A 21,740-nucleotide genomic window follows, 5' to 3' on the forward strand; every position below is an offset into this window, starting at 1 on the left:
TGCCGAAGTTGTTTCAAATTCCATTTTTGCCGTCACGGCTGCGGCTCAAGGTCCGCTACACCGTTCGGTATAAGAAAACCCCTTTCCCGGTCCAACCTCAAACGTACGGGGTTTACCGAAACCTTACCACCGTGGAGGCGAAAACGGGCAGTATCGACTGAAATTAAAACAGCATTTCCAGGAATCGTTTATGGAACTGGGTGAGATCCGCGCCGCATTCACCGCAGTAGAAATGGATCTCGCCCAGGATCTGGGAGTCGTCCATCTCCTGGCTGAAGGTCCCGTCTTCGTTCTGAATAAAACGGGTGGTCAGCACCGCGTTATCGGCTACTTCAAGAAAATCCGAATTATTCCCGCAGTCCGGACAGACGATTTGCCGGGTTGATTGAATTGCAATCACTGTATTTTCAACTCGTTAAACGTTCAGGTTCTTTTTTCTTCAGCCACACCGGCCCCGGCATTGCCGGAATGGCTCGCTACTCTACGCAAGTGCCGCGGAATTGTCAACTCATCCAAGCCGAGCGGCCTCAGCAGCAACGTGACCAGCCAACGCCGTTACCAAGGTCTTGAGGCTGGTCATCGGCGACATCCCGGAAAACTCTCCAGTGTCAGCGGCCTTTCGCGGCGACGTGATGATTGTCGCGGTTGTGTACAGCTGCTCTTTCACCATTTTCTGGCACAGGAGGTCGTATCGCTTGAGGTACGACGCACCCTTGAATTCATCGAAGATCGGAAAGTGAGGTGATTTGTTTTTGACGGGCCTTCGTGATTCCGGGGCATCCTCGACCAGCATCAGCCAGCCAACAAAAGGAGGGGGCTGTTTACCGAAGGCTCCTTCGCGAAAGGCCGTCCAAAAATCGTGGGCAGTACCGATCGCCTCTTCGGTACGGTTGTTGAAATTGTTGCCGAACGAGGGGCCGACCTGACTTTTCAGCTCGATGGCGGCAATCAGCTCGCCTTTGTGAGTGACCAGAAGATCCCAGAGTTTGGTTGGTCGAAAGTAACCGGGCAGCGTCAGCACAGCTCTCTGCTGGTGAATCTGGGCGTGTGCCAGTCCGTTGGCCCGCACGATGTCGAGCACCAACGCTAAGAACCCGTCCATATTCTTACCAGCGGTGACCCCGGCCCGCTCACCGTGGTCAGCCTTTCCGGACTCAATCTGCTTCTGTCTCGCTGCCTCTCGGTTCCCCCAAAAAGTCTTTACGGCCTCGCAGGCCTTTTGTTCGTAATCAACAAGGTCAAGAGCCATTTATTCTCCATTGCCGCCAAGGGCTGATTGTTCTTCGCAGCTCAGGCCGTACAGCTTGAACACTGCACGGTTGCACGCCTGCAATTCCCGCCTGATGGCAGCTTCCGCCAATTCGGTCCGCAGAGTATTGGGAACATCCTTCCATGGCGGGAGACGAATGCGGCGTAGGTACTGCGCTTGAAACCGGAGGAATCCCCCGCGCATCTTGGTTGAATAGGTCGCCACGAATAGCCGGGTAACGGCTGCGAGCAAGACGGCCTGCAATGCCCGCAAGTCCCACGCATCGGACGTGACATAATAAAGATTGTGGTGTGGATAGAGCCGGCCACCCTCGAACACGACATGAGCCTTTCCCTTGATGTCAGGGATCAAGAGCTTCGGTCTCTTTGCAAGCGCCGGGGTGATTCGGTCAATCGTGCGATACCAGTTCGCCGGTGACTTCCGGGCACAGTGACGGCCGGCAATGATCTCCAGCCGCGCCTCCAGGTAACGGCGCAGGCGTGGGTAGTCCCGTAGATCGACAAGCCCCCCGCCCTCGGCAAACGGATTGATGACCCCCCGGCCATGCCAGCGTACCTCGCCGGACATGATGTCTTTGGTCGTTACCAGTGGCAGCTTCCGATCCGGCTCGACATCGATGTCGTTGAAGGCACCTATGAAAGCCTTGTCCGCGCCCGTCGCTACGCCGATACCTACCTTGCAGCCAGCCTCTTCCAAGCTCGGGAATTGCTGCTCGAGCCGACGAATCAGCGCCATCTGATCCGACGATTCCAGTAGCCACGGCTCTGTGCCATTGGGGACCCGGGCCAATTCGCGCACTGACCCGGCATCCTTTGGCAAGGGCATCGCCCGCAGTGTATCGGCTAAGGTCGCCAACAATGCGCGATCGATGGCAGGGCGATGGGCAATGCGTGTAGCACCGGATGGTTCCCGGCTGATGATGGTGATGGCAGGGTAGGCGATCACGTCGGAGTGAAACGCCGGGGTATCCACCATATCGACATAGATTTTCAGGCGGAATTTTTTGGCCACCAGACGACGCAGTGGCCCTCCGTAGCGGTTCTTCATCCAGCGGTCCGCGCAAATAAAGCCCAAGCAACCCATCACAGAGAGCAACGATAACGACCGCTCAAAGAAAGGGATATAGAGGTCAGCCCGATCGTAGATTGTCCGATAACGAACGCGATATTCAACCAGCAGGGGCGCAGGGATCAATTCCTGGCGCACATAGGGGGGGTTGCCAACCACGAAGTCGAATTGACCATCCAGCGGAATCAGCAGGAAGTCACCTTGGACAAGCCAGCGATTTGCGAGCGCGGTTGCCGTTTCCGCCGGCAATCCCTCCTGCTTGAGCAAGGCAACCACTTGCTCACGGGTGGAATTGAACGTGTCATGATGCAGCTCAACCGCCCGGATAGCATTGCCAAGATCATCCAACGCAGACCCTGTCGCCCCAGTCGCGGCCCGCCATGCAGTCAGCAGCCTGCGCACCACAACGAGCAAAAAGTCACCGCCACCGAATGACGGCTCCAACAGCCGCTTTTGCTGCAACGGCTGATCTGCCGTGTAGCCGGCAAGGTCCAGGATGAAATCAACCACTTCGACACGGGTGAAAACCGCGCCTCGCGCTTCCGGACCGCCACCTTTCGCCAACGCTTCAACAGCATCGTTCACCAGTGGCGAACGGGTGCAAGTATATTCATCAAATAAATTGAGTTGTCTTAATAGCAAAATTTTATCTCGTAATTGCACAAAGTTACATTATGTGGAGCCGCTAACACAAAGTAAACATTCAGTAAACCCCCTCCTGTCGGGAAAGGGGTCTTCTTCTACCGACGGCCGCTCCATTGAAAAGGGCCGGCTGTTCATAAACAGGCTATCAAGCAGGAACTCGCTTCGCCGCAACGGCGATTCGGAAGCCATAAGCATATCCTGCCGAAGTTGTTTCAAATTCCGCTTTTGCCGTCACGGCTGCGGCTCAGGGTCCGCTACACCGTTCGGTATAAGAAAACCCCTTTCCCGGTCCAACCTCAAACGTACGGGGTTTATCGAAACCTTACCCCGTCGCCTCAAATGATTCATTAATAACCTTCTAGTTTTATTAATCTTTTCAGCAGGATATCTTCGACATTCTGGCGGGAATCAATAACTGATAAAATGTAAACCTTTTTGACTGAGATTCTGTAAATAATTCTCCATGGTGAAACTATAAGTTCCCGATATAGAAATATGCCTTGACCTTGAAGTTCCGGGACGATTCGACACCTTTCTGGAAACTGCGTAAGGCTTGATGCTTTTTCTTTTATTTTTTCAAAAATTGTTCTGGCATTTGTGGGACTGTCTTCGGCGATATATAGAATTATTTTTCCAAGGTCATCTTCTGCAATTTTTGCCCATTGAACCTTGTATGGAGTACTCATTTTTCCTTCTTTGCCAACATTTTTTCAATGTCTTGAAAGACACGATTCTGAGTTTTAGTATTCCCATTTTTGATGTCTTCTTCTCCCTGGGAAATTAATTTAAGCAAGCCAATAGCTTTACGCATATTGTCATAGCTTTCCGGGTCTTGAAGGACTGCTCTTGGTTCCCCGTTTTGTGTAATAACAATGGGACGGTGTGTGTCGTTAATTTGTTTTAAAATGTCAGCTGCGTGGGATTTGAGAAAGGAAACCGGCTTGATATCGGATGATATATTCATAATAACACCTCCTGGCTTAATATGGTACCATATTAAGACTATATGTCAATGTAGTATATGCTGTGTTGTTTTTGATATTGTATCGAGATAGACCAGCCAGTTACCCGCCCTCTCACAGATCCCTGCTCCACAACCCGACTCTATCCGGATGGGGCATGGGCAGCTTGATTCATGTCATTTAACCCACAGAGTTCCCGGAAGAACCAGAAAATTGCTGGTCTATCCGGATTCCCCAAACGCCATGCCATGCTGGTTAGTACCAACGTTATCTTTATCTTTTTATTCCCAAGGGTTAAACAGGGACACACCGCTTATTACCATGTCAGGAGTGTTTCTTGTCACCACGGTGAGGCTGTGAGCAATACCTGTAGCAGCAATTTGACCATCAAGGGTTGGCATACCTTTTCCCGCGGACTCTGATAAGGCTTGGGCCTTTCCCCATGCAGTAGCTGCTTGGAGGTCAAAATTAATAATTCTGTTTTCAAATCTTTCTCTGAGTTCAAAATTAACCCAATTATGCAATTTTTCTTTCTTTTTGCTCTCAGGCAGTTTTTCAATGCCTTTGTGAATTTCGCCAAAGGTAAGAACGCTAAGAAATAATTTGCTCTCTTCTGTGCTTGTTATCCATGCCGTAACTTTTGGGTTAGGATTCTTTTTAATTAATTCGGATACAACGCATGTGTCTATAAGGTATTTCACAGCTCAATATCCCTCGGAACATCTTTATTTCTTTTTAAATATAGCTCTTCACTTGCAAGGGGAGAGCTTTGGAAAAATTTCACCAAGCTCTTTTTTGGTTTTATTAATTTTTTGTATTCTTCGATTGCAAGGATAACGACCGCGGCTTTGCCATGTTTTGTTACGACCTGGGGGCCATTAACCCGTGCCTTGTCGACCAGGCTACTAAATTTGTTTTTGGCTTCTTGAAGTTGCCAGTGATTTTTATTCATGGTGACACCTTTGTCAGGGTTAATCTGGCTAGACTGTCTAGAACATAACCTCCTGCCGTTAAGCTGTCAATTTTTGTTTTTCAAGAACACGGCCAACAGCCTTGAACTTGTTGACAGCAAAGGCATTGTCGGTCTCGCAACAACCCGCTCGACGGACGTGATTCGTCTTGTAACTTGTTGATTTTATTGGGTGGCATTTGAAGCCTTTCGGGTTGTTACGAGTTCATCAAGGCATTGATTTAAGAGAAAACATTTTTTCTCTTGACAGGGGGAGTATAGGATGTCCCGGATGCTGTCCGCAGTTCACGGCCCGAATAGCAGCCGGCAGGGCCGGGTGTCGGCGGCCGTCTTGCCGGAGCGTAATTATCCCTCGTTATAGTAAATAGACATGCAGGGCGGACATATCTGGTTGTCGTAGTCACCGGCCGTCATCCTGTGCCTGAACATCTCGTAGGCCGGACCGTTCCAGATGTCCTTCAGACTGTCGCAACGGACATTGCCCATGATATTGACGCCATTGTAATCGCGGCAGCAGGCAACGACATCGCCGTTCCACTGCACGACCAGATACTGCCAGCAGAAGGGGCACACCATGTGCGGGGGATAGGTTTCGTACCCTCCCAGCTCGACCATCTCCGGCTCGCTCCAGGGAAAGAATTCCCGCAATTCGACATCAATGCCCCGTTCCTTCCATGTGGCCTTGAACCGTTCGGCATGGCCGGCGTTCTCCGCCAGGCGGATCATTCTCACCACCAGCCTGGTCCGGGCCTTCAGTCTATCCGCAATATCAACGGCGGTCCGGATATTGTGAACAGCCAGATCAAAGTCGGCATGCGGTCCGCGGATGCGTTGGTAGCTGTCACCATCGTACCCGTCAAGCGAGATGATGATTTTATGGGCACCGGCCCTGAAAAGTTGCTCCGCCTTTGCCGGGACGAATTCGGGGCCGTTCACCGACAGGACGCCCTTGAGACCAGCCTGGGAGACATATGCCGTCATCTCCGGAAGCCGGTGGTGCAGCAACGACTCACCAAAGTGAAACAGCTCTATCTCCTTTTCCCGGGTCAAGGCGGAATAGCCGGCAATCTCGTCAATGACCCTGGCAAAGAGATCCATATCCATGAAGCCGACGGATCGGGTCATTTTTCTGTGGCGGGGACACATGACGCAGGTGTAGGGACAGGCATTGGTCGGTTCAATCTGATGCAGGTGCGGTTCCGGCGCCCGTTTCAACGCAAAAAGACGCGCCCACCCCTGGCGGGAATTCAGCAGGGAGGGGAGGGCCTGTTTCTTGAGTCGTTTCCGTATCAAATCCGGCATGTTTTTTCCTGTTACAGGTTCAGATAGAGAAAACCGGGATCATCCTGAAAGGACAGGGCGTACATGAGAACAAAGAGCAGCGTATACCAGATGACGGCAAAAATCCCGGCCCAGCGTGGTTTCAAAAAGCGTGACAGCAGATTGTACATATCAGGACCCCATGAACCAGGAGGAAATGGCTTGATGTGCCAGGCCGGTCAACATGTAGCTGGAGATCACGAAAATCATGGTCAAGGCGATGCCGGCCACTTCTTCGGTTTTGCGCAGGAGTCGATTCCCGGTTTTCGGAAAACGGTCCCGGAATCGACTCCAGCGTTGCTGGATCATGATGCCCAGGGCATGGTACAGCCCCCAGAGAATGTAGCGCATGGAAAATTCATGCCATAGTCCGATGACCAGCATGGCAACGGCTACGGCGGCCAGGGGGCTCCTGGTCACCGCCGCGGCCGGTTTATAAACATAGTCCCGGCACCAACTCGTCAGGGAGATGTGCCAGCGTCGCCAGAAATCGCTGATGTTTCCAGCCAGAAAAGGAAAGTTGAAATTCTCGATAATCGTGAAACCCATCATGGCCGAGACGCCGATGGCGATATCGGAACAGGCGCTGAACCGGAGGTAGAGATCGAGCCACATGTAGAGCGAATCGAGAAACTGCGATTCCAACGGCGATAGACGGGGGGCTAGACCGGTGAGAAAGTTTTTCAACTGGCCGGCAATCAGGAAGTTGGCAACGATGATCAGCTTGGCGTAGCCGTGAAAGGCGCGTTCCAGTCCATAGGAAAACCGGTCCCAGTCCCAGCGTCTTCGGCGCAGATCGCGGAGATATTCGGGAAACCGGTGGATGGGGCCGACCAGGAGGGCTGGGAGCAGGAACAGATAGCAGAAGAATTCAGCCGGGCCATGACGGCGCAGCGATCCCGCGTAGGATTCAAAGGCGTAGTGAAGCTGGCGGAAGATATAGTAGGACAGACCCAGGGGGATGACGAACTGGTCGGGCGCCAGGCTGACGCGGGTCTTGAAAAGGGCAAAAAGTCCGCCGAGGCCGGCACAGAGAAGGACAAGCCCGGTGGTACTGATTCTGGACCTGGTGTTGCACAACCGATAGGTGACCCCTGCGCTGGTCACCAGGATGGCCAGAGACGGCGGCGATGCAAACCCGAGAAAGATAACGCCGCAAAGGGCCGCACCGTGGACCTGGAACCTTGCCGGAAGAAGCCAGGACAGGCCGATGGCTGCGGCCAGCCCAACCAGCATTTCCGGCGCAGTAAAGGTCATTGATCGGTTCCCGCTGCGCTGTTCTTTGAATCCAGGCCGGCCAGCATGTCGAGGAACCAGGTGGTATAGACCGTTCTGCCGGCCTGGTTCATGTGGGCCGCGTCCGTATAGTAGGTGTCACGGGACAGGGGGTGTGGAAAGGCGAGATAGGGGATACCGTATTCCTTTTCAATTCGTGTCATCAGGTCGTTGAATTCCGCGCGGAACCCGACCGGCAGATAAGCCCATGCCTCCTGCGAGCGGGGCAGATCAAGGAGATAGACCCGGGTGCCGGCAGCCATGGCCTGCTGGAACAGTTCCAGAAAATGGGCGAGTTCCGCGATCTCCCTGACCCGGAACCGGGCCGCATGGGCGGCGTATCGGGAAAAGTTGAAACCAGCTCTTGCTTTTTCTTCGAGAAAGAGCGGCTGATGGTCCATTCTTATATGAAGCTGCTCTGCCTTGCCTTGAAACAGGAGCCGCGGCGCCGAAAAAAGAAGATAGAACAATTTGTATATACGCCGGCGGTGATTATCAATGAAACTTCTTTCCTCGGGCAGATCTCCATGAACATAGATGTCCGACCCGAAAAGATTGGCCTCCAGAAAGATAAATTTCGGTTGGTTCCGGATGGCCTTTGTCAGGACAGGGGACAGCTGAGACAAACGCATTATAGGTTTCGAGATAACACAGGCTTGAAGAACTGGACCGTTGTTCCGGTACTGGAGCTTGTTGAGTTCATCACTAGAAGGCAGGGCTCGACGGAGCAGCGAGGTGCCGAAGATATAGATGTCGGCTCCGGGATCAAATCGGGTGAATGGGAGCGTGGCCAGGTTGACCGCGGAATTAGCCGCCCGCCATTGCGCGGCGCGGACTTCAAAAAAGAGATGGCTGGCCACGAAAAACAGGGCAATGGCCAGGATGGTCCAGAGCCATACCCCAGGTGGCGGAACGAGCCCGGACTTAGCAGCCATCCCCTGGCGCTCCTGTTTTTCCCTCGCACAGGGCATGGATATCGCCCAGGGTTCTGATGCCGATGATCTCGGCGGCGGAGAATCGGATCTCAAAGTTTTTTTCCACCTCAGCGATTAGTTGCAGGTGGACCAGCGAGTCCCATTCCGCTGTCTGCTCCTCGGCCGTATCCAGGGAGAGAAGCTCAACCTCTGTTTTGAAGCAGGCGGCGGCCAGGCGCAGGAGTCTGGTTTCTGATTGAGGATCTAAGGGCGCGGCCGGGATGATGCGACGGCCGTTGATTACGCCGCGCAACTCCTCAAGGCGGACCTTTCCGGATCGGCCCCGCGGCAGGCTCTCGACAATATGGATTGCGGCCGGCACTTTTTTCCCCTCAAGATGCTGACGGCTGAAGAGGGTCAGGGCCTTCTCATTGATGGCCGCCCCGGCCTTGAGGGCGACAACGCTGATGACCTTCTCGCCCCAGACCGGATCAGGAATTCCAAGGGTCGCCGCCTCGACAACCGCTGGGTGGGTGTTGAGCACCTCGGTGACTTCCTCGGGGTGGACATTGAAGCCACCGGAGATGATGACCGCTTTTTTCCGGCCCAGTATCCGGTAACACCCCATGTCATCCATTTCAGCGATATCGCCGGTGTATAACCAGCCCTGGCTGAGAACCCTGTCAGTGGCCTCCGGAGCGTTGAAGTAGCCGCGCATGAGCAGATCGCCACTGATCAACAGTTCACCCCTGCCACCGGCTGGGACGTCCTGACCGTTTTCATCAACCAGCCGCGCCGCGCAGTCCACAGTCCTGCCGATCGTACCGATGGGTCTCCGGTCAGGTTCGTGACCGGCAAAGAGGCCGCCGGCCACGGTCTCTGTCAGCCCGTAGACATTGATGATCGACATCGCGAACATCTCTTCGAACCGTTGCCATAAGTTGGTCTCCAGATGGGCTCCGCATGAGATCAGGAACTGGAAGGCGCCGTTTTGGAAACTGTCCCGCTGATCCCCACCCAACCGGCAGAGCAGGGCGAGAATGGTCGGGACTGCGACATAATGGGTGATCCGTTCCCGAAAGATCAGGTCAAGGGTCTCTTCAATGTGCTGAACGCTGAATCGAAATGGTCGATACCAGCGGGCCGTATTGAAGAAGGCCAGAACAGGGCCTTGAATCATGCCGTCGGCATGGGACAGAATCAGGGTGTTGAGGATCCTGGTCGTCGAGTCCATCCGGTAAACGGAACTGAGTGTCCTGAGATGGGCATCCAGGGCATGATGGGTGATGCAGACCCCTTTTGGATCGGCGGTGGTGCCGGAGGTGAAAAGAACATAGGCGTCATCTTGCGGGTCAAGCCTTTCCGGAAGCGATACCGGCTTCACTGCCGCCAGTCGGCCCGCAAGGGAGTCATCAACAGCCGGACGGCCGAGAAGGCGACTGACCAGTGAGGCCGCCGGTTGATTTCGAACCGGGACGACCGGGCAGGCTGTTGTTGGCTGCCAGGAGTCGATCAGTTCCTGGTCAAGAACCATTGCCCCGGGGCCGGTAAGTTCGATCAGCCGTCGAGCCCGGCGCGGTTTTGTTTCGGCATCCAGAAATACCGCCGTGATGCCGGTGCGCAACAGGGCAATAAACAGGATGGCGGCCAGGAGATCATCCTGGGTGGAAAAAACCAGGCGGTCGCCCGGGGTCAGGCCGAGGTCCTGGAACAGGCCGGCCAGAAGTCGAACCTGGCCGCAAAGCTGGTCGTAGGTGATGGTGCGATCACCGCTGGCAAAGGGTCTTTTCCCGGTTTCGCGACTGTCGGCCCGCGAGAACGCCTGGATAAGTGTTTCAGGGTACTGGTTCATTGAGATACATATGGTTGAGGTTATTTCTGAGTAATTTACCGCTTCCGCTCCGTGGCAGCCGGTCGATGGTAACGAAACAGTGCGGAAGCCGGCGCCGGCCGAGTTTGTGGAGAAGAAATTGTTGCAATTCGCTGATGATGGCGGCAGAGGATTCAACTGCCGTCCGTTGCCGGGGAACAATGTACGCCGCCATCCTTTCGTCGCCGAACTCGGAGCGATAGGGGTGGACCGCCGCCTCCATGACCTGGTGGTGTTGTTCCAGGGCGAGTTCGACTTCCTCCAGATGAATCAAATCGGTATGGGCGTTCTTGATGATGTTGCGACAGCGTCCCCGAAGGATGAAATGTCCGTCCGGCCGCTGTTCGGCAATATCACCGGTATAAAACCAGCCGTCCCTGAGTACCGTCTCGGTCAGGTCCGGCCGGCCGTAGTAACCCTGCATCAGATTCAGGCTCCGCACCCGCAACTGGCCGGGCCGGCCGGCCGGTAACGGCTGATCGTGCTCATCGACGATTTCCAGACGTGCGCCTACTGCCGGGCCGATCCCCGGATCATCCGGAAGAAAAGAGTCCAGGCCGTGGCCGGCACAGAGGCCGGATGTTTCCGTCAGGCCGTAATAATTGAGAACCGGCCGGCCGGTATGGTCGTAAAATTTTATGGTTTGCCGCGGATCCAAAAAACCGCCCGTACACAACACGGCCCTGAGACTGGAAAACAAGGATGGCGAGAAATGGTCGGCCATCATGTTGAGTTGCCGGATGACGATGGGGGCAATACCGATGAATGTGCATCGGTGACGCCGGATCACTTCCGGCAGCAGCAGCACCGTGCCGCGCACCGCCTCGCCGGCGATCACGGCTGTGCAGCCGGCCAGGAGAATGGCGATACAGGTGTTGCGAAGACCGCTCATGGCATGGAGGTCGCCCAGGTTCATGAAGACATCATCGGGCTGCCATTTGAAAAGATCCACCACCAGGGCACCGCTCCGGTACAGGGCGCCATGGGAGAGCATGACCCCCTTTGCAACACCGGTGGAGCCGGAGGTGTAGAGGATGACCGCGGTCTGTTCGTCGCTGACGACACGGGGGGAATAGGCCGGGGGAAATGTTCCTGCCTCTTCGAGCCAGAAGGAAAAGAGGGGGAAATCGGCTGCACCAGCCGGTTCGTCATAGATGACAATCTCCGTGTCGCCGGCAGGACGGGCGGCGGCCATGATTTTGCGTCGATCATGGTCCATGAAAAACAGCCGGGGCGTCAATTCCCGGCAGGTGTCAAGAACCGGCGCCGGGGGCAGACTGTGATCAAGGGGTACAAACACCGCGCCATAGGAGAAGCAGGCCCAGGCCAGCAGGATCGATTCCAGGTTCAACGATGCCCAGGAACATATTCGGTCGCCCGGTCGCACCCCGGCGGCCCGGAGCCGGGCCGCGATTCTGTCGGTTACCGTGTCAGCCTCGCCATAGGTGATCTTCTCGCCGCTGTCATCGATCAGGAGCGCGGTCCGGTCGGCAAATTTTTCAAAGGCATCGGCGCAAAGTAATTGCAGGGTACTCATACAGTCATTTCCTCAAATATTCTACCGAACTTTATTAATTAAGGCGGGCGGGAGCGGGAGGGGACGCTGGTACTAAAGCAACTTATTGCAGGTAGAGTTCACATTCCGGCAATTCTTCCGACCTTGCCAGGCGATTGACCGCCGAGGTGGTGATCCCGAGAAAACGGGCCACCTCCGCACCGGAATATCCCATCCTGCATACCGCTATCTGAACCAACAACTTCCTGGCACGCACCACATCCCTTTTCCTGCCCCCTGATCGGATTGCGGATGCGTCAATCCCTTCCTTCCCGGAAATCTTTACAAGAAGAGCCGGTAAATCGCTCTTTCCGGAAAACAACCGCAGCGTCTCTTTTTCCTTTTTTTCCGCTTCGGAAAGAATTCGATCGACAAAATCACTCCCGCCCAATATGCGGGCATCGGAACTCGGCTGGCTCTGTCTCGTTCCTTCATATCCCATTGATCTTATAAGTAAATTTGAGTACACAACTTATCTAACATAATAATGTGTTCCTCTTGCCTCTTCTTCTCGAGGTGTTTCCGATCTGCTGTTACTAATGTTCCATCTTCTATTATGGCAATTGCATGAAATATTGAATCATAAATTGAAGGATAGCCACTTTTAGGATGGCCAATTTTGATAATATCAATAGCTCTATTCCATTGTTCTTTAGTTGGTTCAATAAGATTGAGATTATAACGAGTTTGCTTTTCCAACAGTTGAACAATAGAATCTATTGGTAATCGATAGTATTGAGCCGTGGCAATCACCTCATAACGTAACAAATTAGGAGCTAAAAGAGTTAGGTTGCCCCTTGCCGCCTGCTCAAAAAGATACAAGGCTTCTTCCCTTCCATCTTCTTTCAAGTATAACTTATTAAATACCGAAGAATCGACAATATATAAAGGCATCTCATTTTCCTTTCTTGGCCACTTTTTCCTGTCTTGATTTTCTGATTTTTCTTAGCACTTCTGTTGATTCCTCAGAGACATCAAATGGTCTAAAGTTAACCAGAGATTGATATGCTTGCCATTTCTCCTCTTTATTCAGAGCCTCCTTGATCGCCTCAGCGATAAATTTGGAGCGTACTCCCTTGGTCACCTTAGCATAAAATAATTCTGCTACGTCTTCTGGTAATGTCACGGATATTCTTTGCATAATCCTCTCCAAACTGTATTACAGCGAATAATATTTCAGATCATATTTAATATAATATCATTGTGAGTATAAATCAATTGCTGAGATACGGTACTGCCCGAATTATGGGATTATAAGCGCGCCGAGGATACGTAACCGTGACCTCTCCGTTGGGTACTTGTACCGTTCCGCTTGTACGGACAAGGTGGCGATTTGTCTTGATTATTTAGGCGACCAATCCATCAACCCGAAACGGGAGATATTATAGCCAGCGCCGCACCCTATCCCGGTAATTTTGATACTCGCGACCGAAGCGGTCGACGAGGTAGCGCTCCTCCCGGGCTGCGACATGGTTGAAATAGAGAAACAAAAGCGGCAGCAGGAAAAAAAACCAGGCCGTGTTAAAGAGGAGGCCGAGACCGGCGTAGAGGAGGAGCAGGGCGAGACCGAACCGTTAAAGGGGACGCTATTGACTAACCCGGCAAAACCTGTTATGTTTCTTTCTCATTCATATAACGGAAGATAATAAAAGCCGGCAACGCCTTCCAGGCAAAAAAAATAAGTTGATATTTAATTTTGTCGGTCTCGCAACAACCTGCTCGACGGACGTGATTCGTCTTGTAACTTGTTGATTTTATTAGGTGGCATTTGAAGCCTTTCGGGTTGTTACGAGTTCATCAATTTTCAAGATGTGACCCTAACACTTCACCATACCCTGAAGAAACCCCTCGGTACTTTTTAGTAATAATCTCAGGTTGAAAAAAAAATGTACAATAGCCGGATCGTCACCGAAGAGGAAAGCCGAAATGCTCGCAGGAAAGAGCATCATAATGTTTCTTGTCGATTTGATAACGACCCGCATGATTATAAAATCCATGAGCTGTCCGCCCATGGATTTTCTTTTATCTGCAGTAAGGAGGTATCCCACTTCAAGCGCGGCGTAGTGCTGGAAAAAATACACATCACAAATGCCGAGGGAGTGGAAATCATCGTTGCGTCAGGCAAGATTGTTCATTCCACGGAGTTTGATTTTGAGCAGAACCGGTTCGGAGTTCATTATCTGAAAAAAGTCCTTGATCGAACAACTACCGGACAGATCCGGGTACCTCGTCATTTCCCAGAAATAGAGCTTCATGCGTTTTTAAATTTGAGCGGTGAAAAAAACAACGGGCTCCATACCGGTATTGTTAAAGATTTTACTGCCACCACAGCGCGTATAGCATTTGACCATCCTGCAATTGGCGCCAATGTGGGAGGTGAGGTGAGGGTCGTTTTTGAAGCTGAAACCAAAGAACTCTTTCAGGCAACGGCACAGATATTACGGAAAACAGATGACGGTGCGGAAGTCATTGTCCATTTTCTGGACAAACTGCTTGACGTGGACAAAATCAACTCAGTATCCGCAGCTTACCAGAACAGAAAAGTTATTTCGGCGGCAGTCCGGTCGCTGAAAAAATACAGTTCGGTAGCAGATTCTTTTAAATCCTTGGTCAGTGACTGGCGGATGTACCTTCAGCGCTTGAAACGTGTTCTTGATCAGGAAGAAAGGAAGAATATCTACAGGTCGCAGGAAGAACAGGAATATTTCCTCCAGGGCATCGAAGATAAGATCTTCAGCGATTTGCATGAATTCGTTGAGCGACTCAATGATTTCGCTGACAATATGCTAGGGGAAGATGGTGTTCTTTGTAAAGAATATTTCAGGGAAAATCTGAATCCCTATTTTCGAACTTCACCCTATGCCTCCTCTGTAATAGAAAGACCAAATGGCTATGCAGGTGATTATGAAACAATAAAATTCTTTTTCAAGAACCCCTACATCGGCGAATCTCTGTTCGGCAAGCTCATAAACAAGCATCTCTGTAGTATGGATGCGGTTATCGCCCATCAAGAACGGATTGATTTCCTCTACGATGAGCTTGTTGCCAGGTCCAACTATTCTACAGAAGCCTTTTCTTTTTTGTCGTTGGGTTCCGGACCAGCGGAAGAGGTGTTACGGCTTGTCGGCGACAAAGATTTTGCGATCTCGGTGCATGCCAACCTGCTTGATATGGATGCCTTTGCTCTCGCAGATTTTTCGGAGCGGCTTCAGTATCTTCCCCATGATAACTTTTCCTTTGAACTAATAAATATTAATATTTTGGATGTGCTGCGGAAAAAGGAGAGTGATCCTGCCAAGGGGAAATTCTCCATGACGTATTGTGCCGGACTTTTTGATTATTTCAGCGACGTGGTCTGTAAGAAGCTCATCCGTTATCTGTTGGGGCATACTAGTTCCAACGGTGTTGTTTTGTTGACCAATGTACACAAAAATAATACCACCCGTCATTTCATGGAGTTCTGTGGCGGCTGGGAAATAATTCACCGGGATGATGAAGAGATGAAGAGGCTTGTCCCCCCCGGGCATGAGGTTGAACTCTCCTTTGATCGAAACCATGCCAATATATTCATGAAGATCGTGGTGCCATCGGAATTAGAATGAGAATATCCGAATATGTCGCAAGGTTCGTTCACAAGGTGCCGGTAGAGTTTACCAAGTCGTATCACCGGTATCTCCAAAGGCTCTTTGTCAGGCGCCTGCGAATTCTCTATTATTTCAGTATGACGCTTATCCCCGGCGCCTTTGTCTTTGATATTCTTATTTTTCCGGACAGCTGGAAGGTTCTTTTCAAGGTCAGAATTCTCTGCGCCCTGGTCTGCCTTTTTCTCTTTTTTCTCTCCAGCAGGACCAGGCTGAGAAACTACCCTTCACAGATGTGCCAGGTGCTCATCTTTGTGGGCGCGGTCACCATCGGGATACTCACCCATCTTACCGGAGCTTACCAGAGCCCGTATTATGCCGGTCAGATCCTGATATTCATCGGTATCGCCACCGTGGCCCCGTGGGGGTTTGATCGTGCCCTGCTGGCAACCGGTTTCGGGATTATCACCATTCACCTGTCCCTTAACCTGCTGCCGTCGCTTCTTGCCCACGAAGTCATTATCTGGCCGCTTGTCTGGAACAGCATCTATTTTCTCGTTTTCACCTTTATTCTGGTCTATATCGCCTCGGGCATTTTCGAGAACACCCGGCGGCAGATATTTGTCACCACGATGCAGGAGAAAATCAGAAGCAGGAAACTCAGGGACTCAAAAAACAAGATTGACTCTCTGCTCAAAAACAGGAGCCGGTTCATCTCGAACATCACCCATGAACTGAAAACCCCGCTTTCCATTGTTATCGGCAACACCGAGCTTTTCATGGAAAAGATTAACTCTCTTGATGCCTCGCTTGCCGACCAATTACAGGTTGTCCAGCGAGCCGCCTTTCAGCTTTCCATGCATGTGGACCGGATCATCGCCGTATCCAGCGCCGATGATCCCGATCAGCAACTGGTCACTGAAAACTACGACTACATCGGCATAGCAAGGCATATATTTTCTCTGTTCAAAGCCCGGGCAAGGGATGGAAACATCTCCTTTACCATCAAAGCCCCGCCAGGACCGCTGGTTGTAAACGTGGATATTATCCGCACGGAAGAGATATTGAACAATCTTATCCAAAATGCCTTTAAGTTTGTCGAGCCGGGGGACTCGATCACCGTCAGCATCAGCAGCGACGGCCATGAGGTCTTCACCGAAGTGACAGACACGGGCTGCGGCATCCCGGATGATCAACTCAACAAGGTATTCGGCCGTCTCTATCAGGCAGACAACGTGCTGTCGAAAAATCATGGCGGCCTCGGGGTAGGTCTTTTTCTCTGCAAGCATAATGTTGAGCTGCATCACGGCAAGATCGGCGTCCATTCCAAACTTGGCAAGGGCACCTCCTTCCGGTTCAGTCTGCCTCTCTATATTGACCAGGCCGCCCCGGTGAAAAATCAACCCCAGGAGATCACCGAGGACCGGCGCGGGATCGTGCCGCAGAGGAGGACCATGCCCGACCGGCGGTTTGCCGAACGGGCCAAGAAGTTTGAGTACCAGCAGAACCTCGGGCTTGATTCCCTGGCAAAGATGGCCTTCATCGACAATATCGATGACTATGAAAACAGGAACCCTTCTCTTCCCTCCGTGCTCATCGTTGAGGATAACGGGGGAATGATGAAGGTCATCATCGACGCCCTTGGCGAAGAATATAATCTTTTTCTCGCCACGAACGGCCATGAGGCCCTGGACAAGCTTGAGACGAACGCCGGGCAGATATCCTTGATTCTTTCCGATGTCATGATGCCGGGAATGAGCGGTTTTGATTTCTGTGCCAGGGTTATGGACAAAGAGGAGTGGCAGCACATCCCGCTGATTTTTGTGACAGCTTTACTCAGTGAGGAGGATCAGCTCAAGGGCTTTTCGCTCGGAGCAACGGATTATATCGTCAAACCATATAATATCAAAATCTTGAAAGAGAAGATCGCACATTGGATCTCCCGCCGCCAGTACGAGATGCTCATCCGTAATATCTCCTCCTCGCTGGAACAGCGCGTGCAGGAGGCCGCCCGTCTCAAGGATATAGTCCTGCACGAGATAACTAATCCTCTTCAGCTTATTTCCATGGCAAACTATCGCCTGCAGAAACAGAAGGAGTTGCTGGCCAGAAACAATCCTGAACAGCGTGAAACAATAGAAAAAAACGTAGAGATGCTTGAGCATGGCCTGCAGGCCATGTATTCGGTAATGGATGTTGCCAGAAATCTCGAGGGGTTGCAGATGTCTTCAAGAAGGCCTGAGCCGATGATCAGCCTGTTTGATGACGCTGTTACCCAGAGTTCCGGTTTTCTGAAGGATGTGAAGCTGGAAGTTGTTATTGATGAGGCGCTTGCCGGTGCGAGCATTTACTGTGAAAAAAAAATGTTGACCCAGGTTTTTGTGAATCTGTTGCGGAACAGCACCGAAGCGATACGTGAGCGTGTCGCACTTGACCAGGGAGTTATCCGGATAACCGCCGCGCCCGGGGAGAAGAACCGCGTTCATATCATGATTCAGGATAACGGCGCCGGCATTCCGGCCGATGTCATAAAAATGCTGTTCCGGTTCAAATATACCACAAAAAAGGATGGCACCGGAATCGGACTCCACTTTTCAAAAATGTTGCTTAAACTGCATGAGGGATACATCAGGGCCGAATCCCTGGAAGGAATCGGCACCGTGATCCATATCGAGCTGCCGCTTCAGATTAAAGAGAAAAACAAGGGGTTAACTCATACGAGTTAACCCCTTGAAACAACTGGTCGGGATGAGAGGATTTGAACCTCCGGCCCCCTGAACCCCATTCAGGTGCGCTACCAGGCTGCGCTACATCCCGACCCATTTTTTTGTACTGCTGCCGCCCGGCGCTGATCAGCTCTACGCCTTTCAATATGCTCCGAACAGGTGCCGCTGTTCAACATGCCCGGGGAAACGCTGTCAAGCTTTCTTGGCGCTCTTTTCCCCTGCGTTTTTTTACTTCTCCAATATCTCCTTCAAGGCCAGCAGCTCGGACTTCAATTCGCTGAGCAGTACGGCGTCCGCTACGACCGGCGGCCTTTTTTTTTCGGGCCTTGGCGCTGGTTTCCGCTTCCCGGCCCCCTTCTTGCCCTCGGCCAGGAACCTGCGGGCCCCGGGCACGGTAAAACCATCGATATAGAGCAGCTTCTTGATGGTCAGGATGTGCTCGACATCGACCCGCCGGTAGAGCCGCTGCCTGGAGGTGGCCCGCTGCGGCCGGATTATTTTAAATTCCGACTCCCAGTAGCGCAGGACATGGGGCTCCACCCCGGTAATCTCACTTACCTCACCGATCTTGAAATAGAGCTTGTCCGGAATCGCCTGGGGATCGGGAACCAGCCCGGACCCGTCCGCGGTCTCCTGCAGCCCTTTTTTCACGCTTTTGCGAGGTGCCTTGGTCACGTCCCTTTATCTATTAACCCTCTCCCGCAGGCCCTTGCTGGGTTTAAAGGATACCATGCTCCGCTTGCTGATTACCAGGGATTCCCCGGTACGCGGATTCCGGCCCCGGCGCGGTTTTTTCTTGCGCACGCCCAGGGTGCCGAAATGGACCAGTTTAATGGATTCACCATTGATCAGGGTCTCTTTCATGGAATCAAAGACCGTGCCGATCAGGGTGTCGGCGCTCACCTTGGAGAAACCCATCTTCTCGTTAATCGCCTTGGCCAGGTCTTTGCGCGTAATATTGGATCGTTTCATATAATCTAATGTGCCTCCCGTAATCTTCCCTTGAATTCTGTTACCAGTTTCTTGATAATACGTTGATGTACCACATCCACTGTTTCGTCATCCAGGGTCTGTTCGCCGGAACGATAGGTGATGGTGAGGGCCACGCTCTTCATCCCCGGCTCTATCGGTTTGCCCCGGTATATGTCAAACAACTCGGCCTGCTCCACCAGGGGTTCGTCGCACTCCCGGATGAGCTGAACCATGTCGCCGGCAGCCACCTGTTCGGGCACCAGAACGGCGATATCCCATTGAACGGACGGATACCTGGGCAGCTGCCTGAATTTTTTTGTCCCGGTTTTAATTCCGGCAAGATCCTCAAGATCAAGGCTCAGCACAAACAGCTCCTGCTTGATCCCGAAGTTCCGGCCCACATCCGGGCCCAGTTGGCCGATCAGCCCCAGGGTCTGCCCGGTTTTGCTCAGAACCAGGGAGCAGCTTTCGGACTGAATATAGCCCGGCTGGACATCGGTTGCAACCAAAGCGGTGTTTTCGGCCAGGTCCAGTTCCTGCAACAGGTTCTCAACCGCGCCCCTGGCATCGTGGATATCCACCGCATCAATGCCGAAATGGAGCAGCGAGGCCCCGGGATGACGCCGGCCGCTTAATACCGCGGTCAGATGAATCCGCTCCTCGGGCTGCCCGCCCTTGCCCCTGGGATGAAACACCTTGCCGACCTCGAACAGTCTGAGGTCGATATTCTGCTGGTTGATGTTGCGGCGAACATTTTCAAGGATTCCGGGCAGGAGCATGGTCCGCATGATTCCCTGCTCCTCGGTGAGCGGATTGAGCAGCTGCACTGCCCGGCGCAGGGGGTCGTCGTTGGCCAGGCCGAGCCGGTCGAGATTTTGTTCACTGGTGAAACTGTAATTGATCACCTCGGAAAAACCCATGGCAACCATGACCCCGGCCAGGCGCCGGCGCAGGTTGCGGGCCCGGTCCTGTTCCGGAAAACTCATCGGCACCATCGGCATGGTGGCCGGAATCTCGTTATATCCCTTGAGCCGGGCCACCTCCTCGACCAGGTCGGCCTCCCGCTCGATATCAACCCGGAAGCTGGGGGGGTGGACCAGCAGTTGATCCGGGTCATCGGTCTGATCGACCTGAAACTCAATCCCGGCCAGAAAATCCCTGATCTCCGCAGCGGAAAGATCCATGCCGATCATATCGCGGGTCCGGCCCACCCGGAGCGTGAGCAGTGGCGGCGGGGCAATCTTCCCAAGGACGTCAACCCCGTCCTGTTCAAGCTCGGCGCCGGCCAATTCGACCATCAGCCTGGCGGCCCGTTCCAGGGCCAACGGGATCCCGGCCGGGTCCACGCCGCGCTCAAAACGATATGAAGACTCGGTGGACAGGTTAAGCCGCCGGGCCGTGCGCCGGATATTCACCGGTTTGAAACAGGCGCTTTCCAGGAGAATATCCACGGTCTTGTCGCTGACCTCGGAGCTTTCGCCGCCCATCACCCCGGCAACCGCAACCGGCTTGTCGCGGTCACAGATCAGCAGCATCTCCGGGTCAAAGGTCCGTTCGGTGCCGTCCAGGGTGGTCATGGTCTCGCCCGGCCCGGCGGTACGGACCACGATGGTATTGCCGGCAAGCCTGGCAAAATCAAAGGCATGCAGGGGCTGGCCATACTCCATCATCACCAGGTTGGTGATATCGACCACATTATTGATCGGCCGCTGGCCGATGGCCAGCAGCCTGGCCTTGAGCCACCAGGGCGAGGGACCGATCTTGACGTTGCGCAGCAGCCGGGCCGCGTACCGGGGACATTTTCCCGGGTCCCTGACCTCGATGGCAAAGGACGATTTCTTGCCGGTCAATACGGGCAGATCCTTTGCAGTAAGCGGCGGACACAGGGGGATGCCGGTGAAACCGGCAACCTCCCGGGCAATCCCGATCACACTGGCGCAGTCGGGCCGGTTCGGGGTCAGGTCCACCTCGATCACCGTATCGGCAAGGTCCAGGGCCTCGGCAAGATCACGGCCCGGAGCAAGGGAATCGTCCAGTTCGATGATTCCGGCGCCCTCCTCGCTGATCCCCAACTCCTTTTCCGAACAAAGCATCCCGGCCGAGACCTGGCCCCGGACCCTGGCTTCACGGATCTTCAGCCCCGAGGGGATGGTGGTCCCGGGCAGGGCGATTGCAGTGTTCAACCCGGCCCGGGCATTGGCCGCGCCGCAGACCACCCGCACCGTCTGATCGCCCACCGCCACCTGGCAGAGCTGCAGCCGGTCGGCGTTGGGATGGGGCTCGACGGTCAGGATCCGCGCCACCTTGATTCCGGCAAGATCATGATGGAGTCGGCGGATTGACTCCACCTCCAGACCGAGCATGGTGAGCCGGTCGGCGATCTCTTCGGCCGGGACATTGAGATCCAGATAATCCTTGAGCCAGTTCAGGGTAAATTTCATTTTTCTTGCAAAGGCCTGCCGCCCTTAACCAGAAGAACAGGTTACAGGTAATGGGATATTTTTTGGAATAGCAATCAAAATTGTCGGTCTCGCGGGAACATGCGGGACGGACGTGATTCGTCTTGTAACTTGTTGATTTTATTGGGTGGCATTTGAAGCCTTTCGGGTTGT

The 21,740-nt window shown here is 53.2% G+C and carries 22 protein-coding genes and 1 tRNA gene; 3 read left to right on the forward strand and 20 right to left on the reverse strand.

The genetic code is table 11. From position 1 onward, the window contains the following. Positions 1-163 precede the first annotated feature (163 nt). The 16 genes from L3J03_06485 to L3J03_06560 form a co-directional block, all read right to left on the reverse strand. Positions 164-400: a hypothetical protein gene (locus tag L3J03_06485; protein MCF6290625.1), complete on the reverse strand. Its 237-nt coding sequence runs from the start codon at positions 398-400 to the stop codon at positions 164-166. Between the two features lie 108 nt (positions 401-508). Then, on the reverse strand, positions 509-1,249 hold the full coding sequence (locus L3J03_06490; protein ID MCF6290626.1) for a PaeR7I family type II restriction endonuclease: 741 nt from the start codon (positions 1,247-1,249) through the stop codon (positions 509-511). Continuing rightward, positions 1,250-3,001 (reverse strand): Eco57I restriction-modification methylase domain-containing protein, encoded by a 1,752-nt coding sequence (locus L3J03_06495; GenBank protein MCF6290627.1) that lies wholly within the window; start codon positions 2,999-3,001, stop codon positions 1,250-1,252. A 9-nt stretch (positions 3,002-3,010) separates the two neighbouring features. Further along, positions 3,011-3,172, reverse strand: coding sequence for a hypothetical protein (locus tag L3J03_06500; protein MCF6290628.1), 162 nt, complete (start codon positions 3,170-3,172; stop codon positions 3,011-3,013). Positions 3,173-3,330: 158 nt separating this feature from the next. Beyond that, positions 3,331-3,669 (reverse strand): type II toxin-antitoxin system RelE/ParE family toxin, encoded by a 339-nt coding sequence (locus L3J03_06505; protein MCF6290629.1) that lies wholly within the window; start codon positions 3,667-3,669, stop codon positions 3,331-3,333. After that, positions 3,666-3,947 carry a type II toxin-antitoxin system Phd/YefM family antitoxin gene (locus L3J03_06510; GenBank protein MCF6290630.1) on the reverse strand — a complete coding sequence of 94 codons (282 nt, stop codon included), beginning with the start codon at positions 3,945-3,947 and terminating at the stop codon, positions 3,666-3,668. The genes L3J03_06505 and L3J03_06510 overlap by 4 nt, the downstream gene beginning before the upstream one ends. 279 nt (positions 3,948-4,226) lie before the next feature. Then, complete coding sequence (locus L3J03_06515) at positions 4,227-4,646, reverse strand: type II toxin-antitoxin system VapC family toxin (protein MCF6290631.1); 420 nt, start codon at positions 4,644-4,646, stop codon at positions 4,227-4,229. Continuing rightward, entirely contained in the window at positions 4,643-4,897 is a 255-nt protein-coding gene (locus tag L3J03_06520; protein ID MCF6290632.1) for a type II toxin-antitoxin system Phd/YefM family antitoxin, read from the reverse strand. The genes L3J03_06515 and L3J03_06520 overlap by 4 nt, the downstream gene beginning before the upstream one ends. 363 nt (positions 4,898-5,260) lie before the next feature. Continuing rightward, positions 5,261-6,217, reverse strand: coding sequence for an SPASM domain-containing protein (locus L3J03_06525; protein MCF6290633.1), 957 nt, complete (start codon positions 6,215-6,217; stop codon positions 5,261-5,263). Between the two features lie 11 nt (positions 6,218-6,228). Beyond that, positions 6,229-6,366 (reverse strand): hypothetical protein, encoded by a 138-nt coding sequence (locus L3J03_06530; protein ID MCF6290634.1) that lies wholly within the window; start codon positions 6,364-6,366, stop codon positions 6,229-6,231. A gap of 1 nt (position 6,367) precedes the next feature. Beyond that, entirely contained in the window at positions 6,368-7,492 is a 1,125-nt protein-coding gene (locus L3J03_06535) for a hypothetical protein (GenBank protein MCF6290635.1), read from the reverse strand. After that, positions 7,489-8,445, reverse strand: a complete 957-nt coding sequence (locus L3J03_06540) for a hypothetical protein (protein ID MCF6290636.1) — start codon at positions 8,443-8,445, stop codon at positions 7,489-7,491. The genes L3J03_06535 and L3J03_06540 overlap by 4 nt, the downstream gene beginning before the upstream one ends. Next, positions 8,435-10,276: an AMP-binding protein gene (locus L3J03_06545; GenBank protein MCF6290637.1), complete on the reverse strand. Its 1,842-nt coding sequence runs from the start codon at positions 10,274-10,276 to the stop codon at positions 8,435-8,437. The genes L3J03_06540 and L3J03_06545 overlap by 11 nt, the downstream gene beginning before the upstream one ends. Then, a complete protein-coding gene (locus L3J03_06550) occupies positions 10,260-11,831 on the reverse strand; it encodes an acyl--CoA ligase (GenBank protein ID MCF6290638.1) in 1,572 nt (523 codons plus the stop codon). The genes L3J03_06545 and L3J03_06550 overlap by 17 nt, the downstream gene beginning before the upstream one ends. 465 nt (positions 11,832-12,296) lie before the next feature. Beyond that, positions 12,297-12,743, reverse strand: coding sequence for a type II toxin-antitoxin system VapC family toxin (locus L3J03_06555; protein ID MCF6290639.1), 447 nt, complete (start codon positions 12,741-12,743; stop codon positions 12,297-12,299). A gap of 1 nt (position 12,744) precedes the next feature. Next, on the reverse strand, positions 12,745-12,990 hold the full coding sequence (locus L3J03_06560) for a ribbon-helix-helix domain-containing protein (GenBank protein ID MCF6290640.1): 246 nt from the start codon (positions 12,988-12,990) through the stop codon (positions 12,745-12,747). A gap of 274 nt (positions 12,991-13,264) precedes the next feature. On the opposite strand from L3J03_06560, the gene L3J03_06565 reads away from it, so the two are divergent. The 3 genes from L3J03_06565 to L3J03_06575 all read left to right on the forward strand — a co-directional run bounded on the left by L3J03_06565 (position 13,265) and on the right by L3J03_06575 (position 18,156). Beyond that, positions 13,265-13,495, forward strand: a complete 231-nt coding sequence (locus L3J03_06565; GenBank protein ID MCF6290641.1) for a hypothetical protein — start codon at positions 13,265-13,267, stop codon at positions 13,493-13,495. A 240-nt stretch (positions 13,496-13,735) separates the two neighbouring features. Further along, positions 13,736-15,451: a hypothetical protein gene (locus L3J03_06570; GenBank protein ID MCF6290642.1), complete on the forward strand. Its 1,716-nt coding sequence runs from the start codon at positions 13,736-13,738 to the stop codon at positions 15,449-15,451. After that, the gene (locus tag L3J03_06575; protein ID MCF6290643.1) at positions 15,448-18,156 is read left to right on the forward strand and encodes an ATP-binding protein; all 2,709 of its coding nucleotides are present in this window, start codon (positions 15,448-15,450) and stop codon (positions 18,154-18,156) included. Before L3J03_06570 ends, L3J03_06575 begins: the two co-directional genes overlap by 4 nt. 14 nt (positions 18,157-18,170) lie before the next feature. Here L3J03_06575 and L3J03_06580 read toward each other — a convergent pair. From L3J03_06580 to pheT, 4 genes are all read right to left on the reverse strand, one after another. Then, positions 18,171-18,247, reverse strand: a tRNA-Pro gene (locus L3J03_06580). Between the two features lie 137 nt (positions 18,248-18,384). Then, complete coding sequence (locus L3J03_06585) at positions 18,385-18,831, reverse strand: MerR family transcriptional regulator (protein ID MCF6290644.1); 447 nt, start codon at positions 18,829-18,831, stop codon at positions 18,385-18,387. A gap of 6 nt (positions 18,832-18,837) precedes the next feature. Continuing rightward, positions 18,838-19,128 carry an integration host factor subunit alpha gene (locus L3J03_06590; protein MCF6290645.1) on the reverse strand — a complete coding sequence of 97 codons (291 nt, stop codon included), beginning with the start codon at positions 19,126-19,128 and terminating at the stop codon, positions 18,838-18,840. Between the two features lie 5 nt (positions 19,129-19,133). Further along, positions 19,134-21,569 (reverse strand): phenylalanine--tRNA ligase subunit beta, encoded by a 2,436-nt coding sequence (gene pheT / locus L3J03_06595; protein ID MCF6290646.1) that lies wholly within the window; start codon positions 21,567-21,569, stop codon positions 19,134-19,136. Between the last annotated feature and the right edge of the window lie 171 nt (positions 21,570-21,740).

The organism is Desulfobacterales bacterium (genome assembly GCA_021647905.1).
Lineage (GTDB): Bacteria > Desulfobacterota > Desulfobulbia > Desulfobulbales > BM004 > JAKITW01.

Bases quoted from the DNA above. Each gene is read 5' to 3' on its own strand.
- L3J03_06490 (MCF6290626.1), bottom strand. From the start codon at position 1,249: ATGGCTCTTGACCTTGTTGATTACGAACAAAAGGCCTGCGAGGCCGTA.
- L3J03_06500 (MCF6290628.1), bottom strand. From the start codon at position 3,172: ATGGCTTCCGAATCGCCGTTGCGGCGAAGCGAGTTCCTGCTTGATAGC.
- L3J03_06505 (MCF6290629.1), bottom strand. From the start codon at position 3,669: ATGAGTACTCCATACAAGGTTCAATGGGCAAAAATTGCAGAAGATGAC.
- L3J03_06510 (MCF6290630.1), bottom strand. From the start codon at position 3,947: ATGAATATATCATCCGATATCAAGCCGGTTTCCTTTCTCAAATCCCAC.
- L3J03_06520 (MCF6290632.1), bottom strand. From the start codon at position 4,897: ATGAATAAAAATCACTGGCAACTTCAAGAAGCCAAAAACAAATTTAGT.
- L3J03_06525 (MCF6290633.1), bottom strand. From the start codon at position 6,217: ATGCCGGATTTGATACGGAAACGACTCAAGAAACAGGCCCTCCCCTCC.
- L3J03_06530 (MCF6290634.1), bottom strand. From the start codon at position 6,366: ATGTACAATCTGCTGTCACGCTTTTTGAAACCACGCTGGGCCGGGATT.
- L3J03_06535 (MCF6290635.1), bottom strand. From the start codon at position 7,492: ATGACCTTTACTGCGCCGGAAATGCTGGTTGGGCTGGCCGCAGCCATC.
- L3J03_06540 (MCF6290636.1), bottom strand. From the start codon at position 8,445: ATGGCTGCTAAGTCCGGGCTCGTTCCGCCACCTGGGGTATGGCTCTGG.
- L3J03_06545 (MCF6290637.1), bottom strand. From the start codon at position 10,276: ATGAACCAGTACCCTGAAACACTTATCCAGGCGTTCTCGCGGGCCGAC.
- L3J03_06550 (MCF6290638.1), bottom strand. From the start codon at position 11,831: ATGAGTACCCTGCAATTACTTTGCGCCGATGCCTTTGAAAAATTTGCC.
- L3J03_06555 (MCF6290639.1), bottom strand. From the start codon at position 12,743: ATGCCTTTATATATTGTCGATTCTTCGGTATTTAATAAGTTATACTTG.
- L3J03_06560 (MCF6290640.1), bottom strand. From the start codon at position 12,990: ATGCAAAGAATATCCGTGACATTACCAGAAGACGTAGCAGAATTATTT.
- L3J03_06570 (MCF6290642.1), top strand. From the start codon at position 13,736: ATGTACAATAGCCGGATCGTCACCGAAGAGGAAAGCCGAAATGCTCGC.
- L3J03_06575 (MCF6290643.1), top strand. From the start codon at position 15,448: ATGAGAATATCCGAATATGTCGCAAGGTTCGTTCACAAGGTGCCGGTA.
- L3J03_06590 (MCF6290645.1), bottom strand. From the start codon at position 19,128: ATGAAACGATCCAATATTACGCGCAAAGACCTGGCCAAGGCGATTAAC.
- pheT (MCF6290646.1), bottom strand. From the start codon at position 21,569: ATGAAATTTACCCTGAACTGGCTCAAGGATTATCTGGATCTCAATGTC.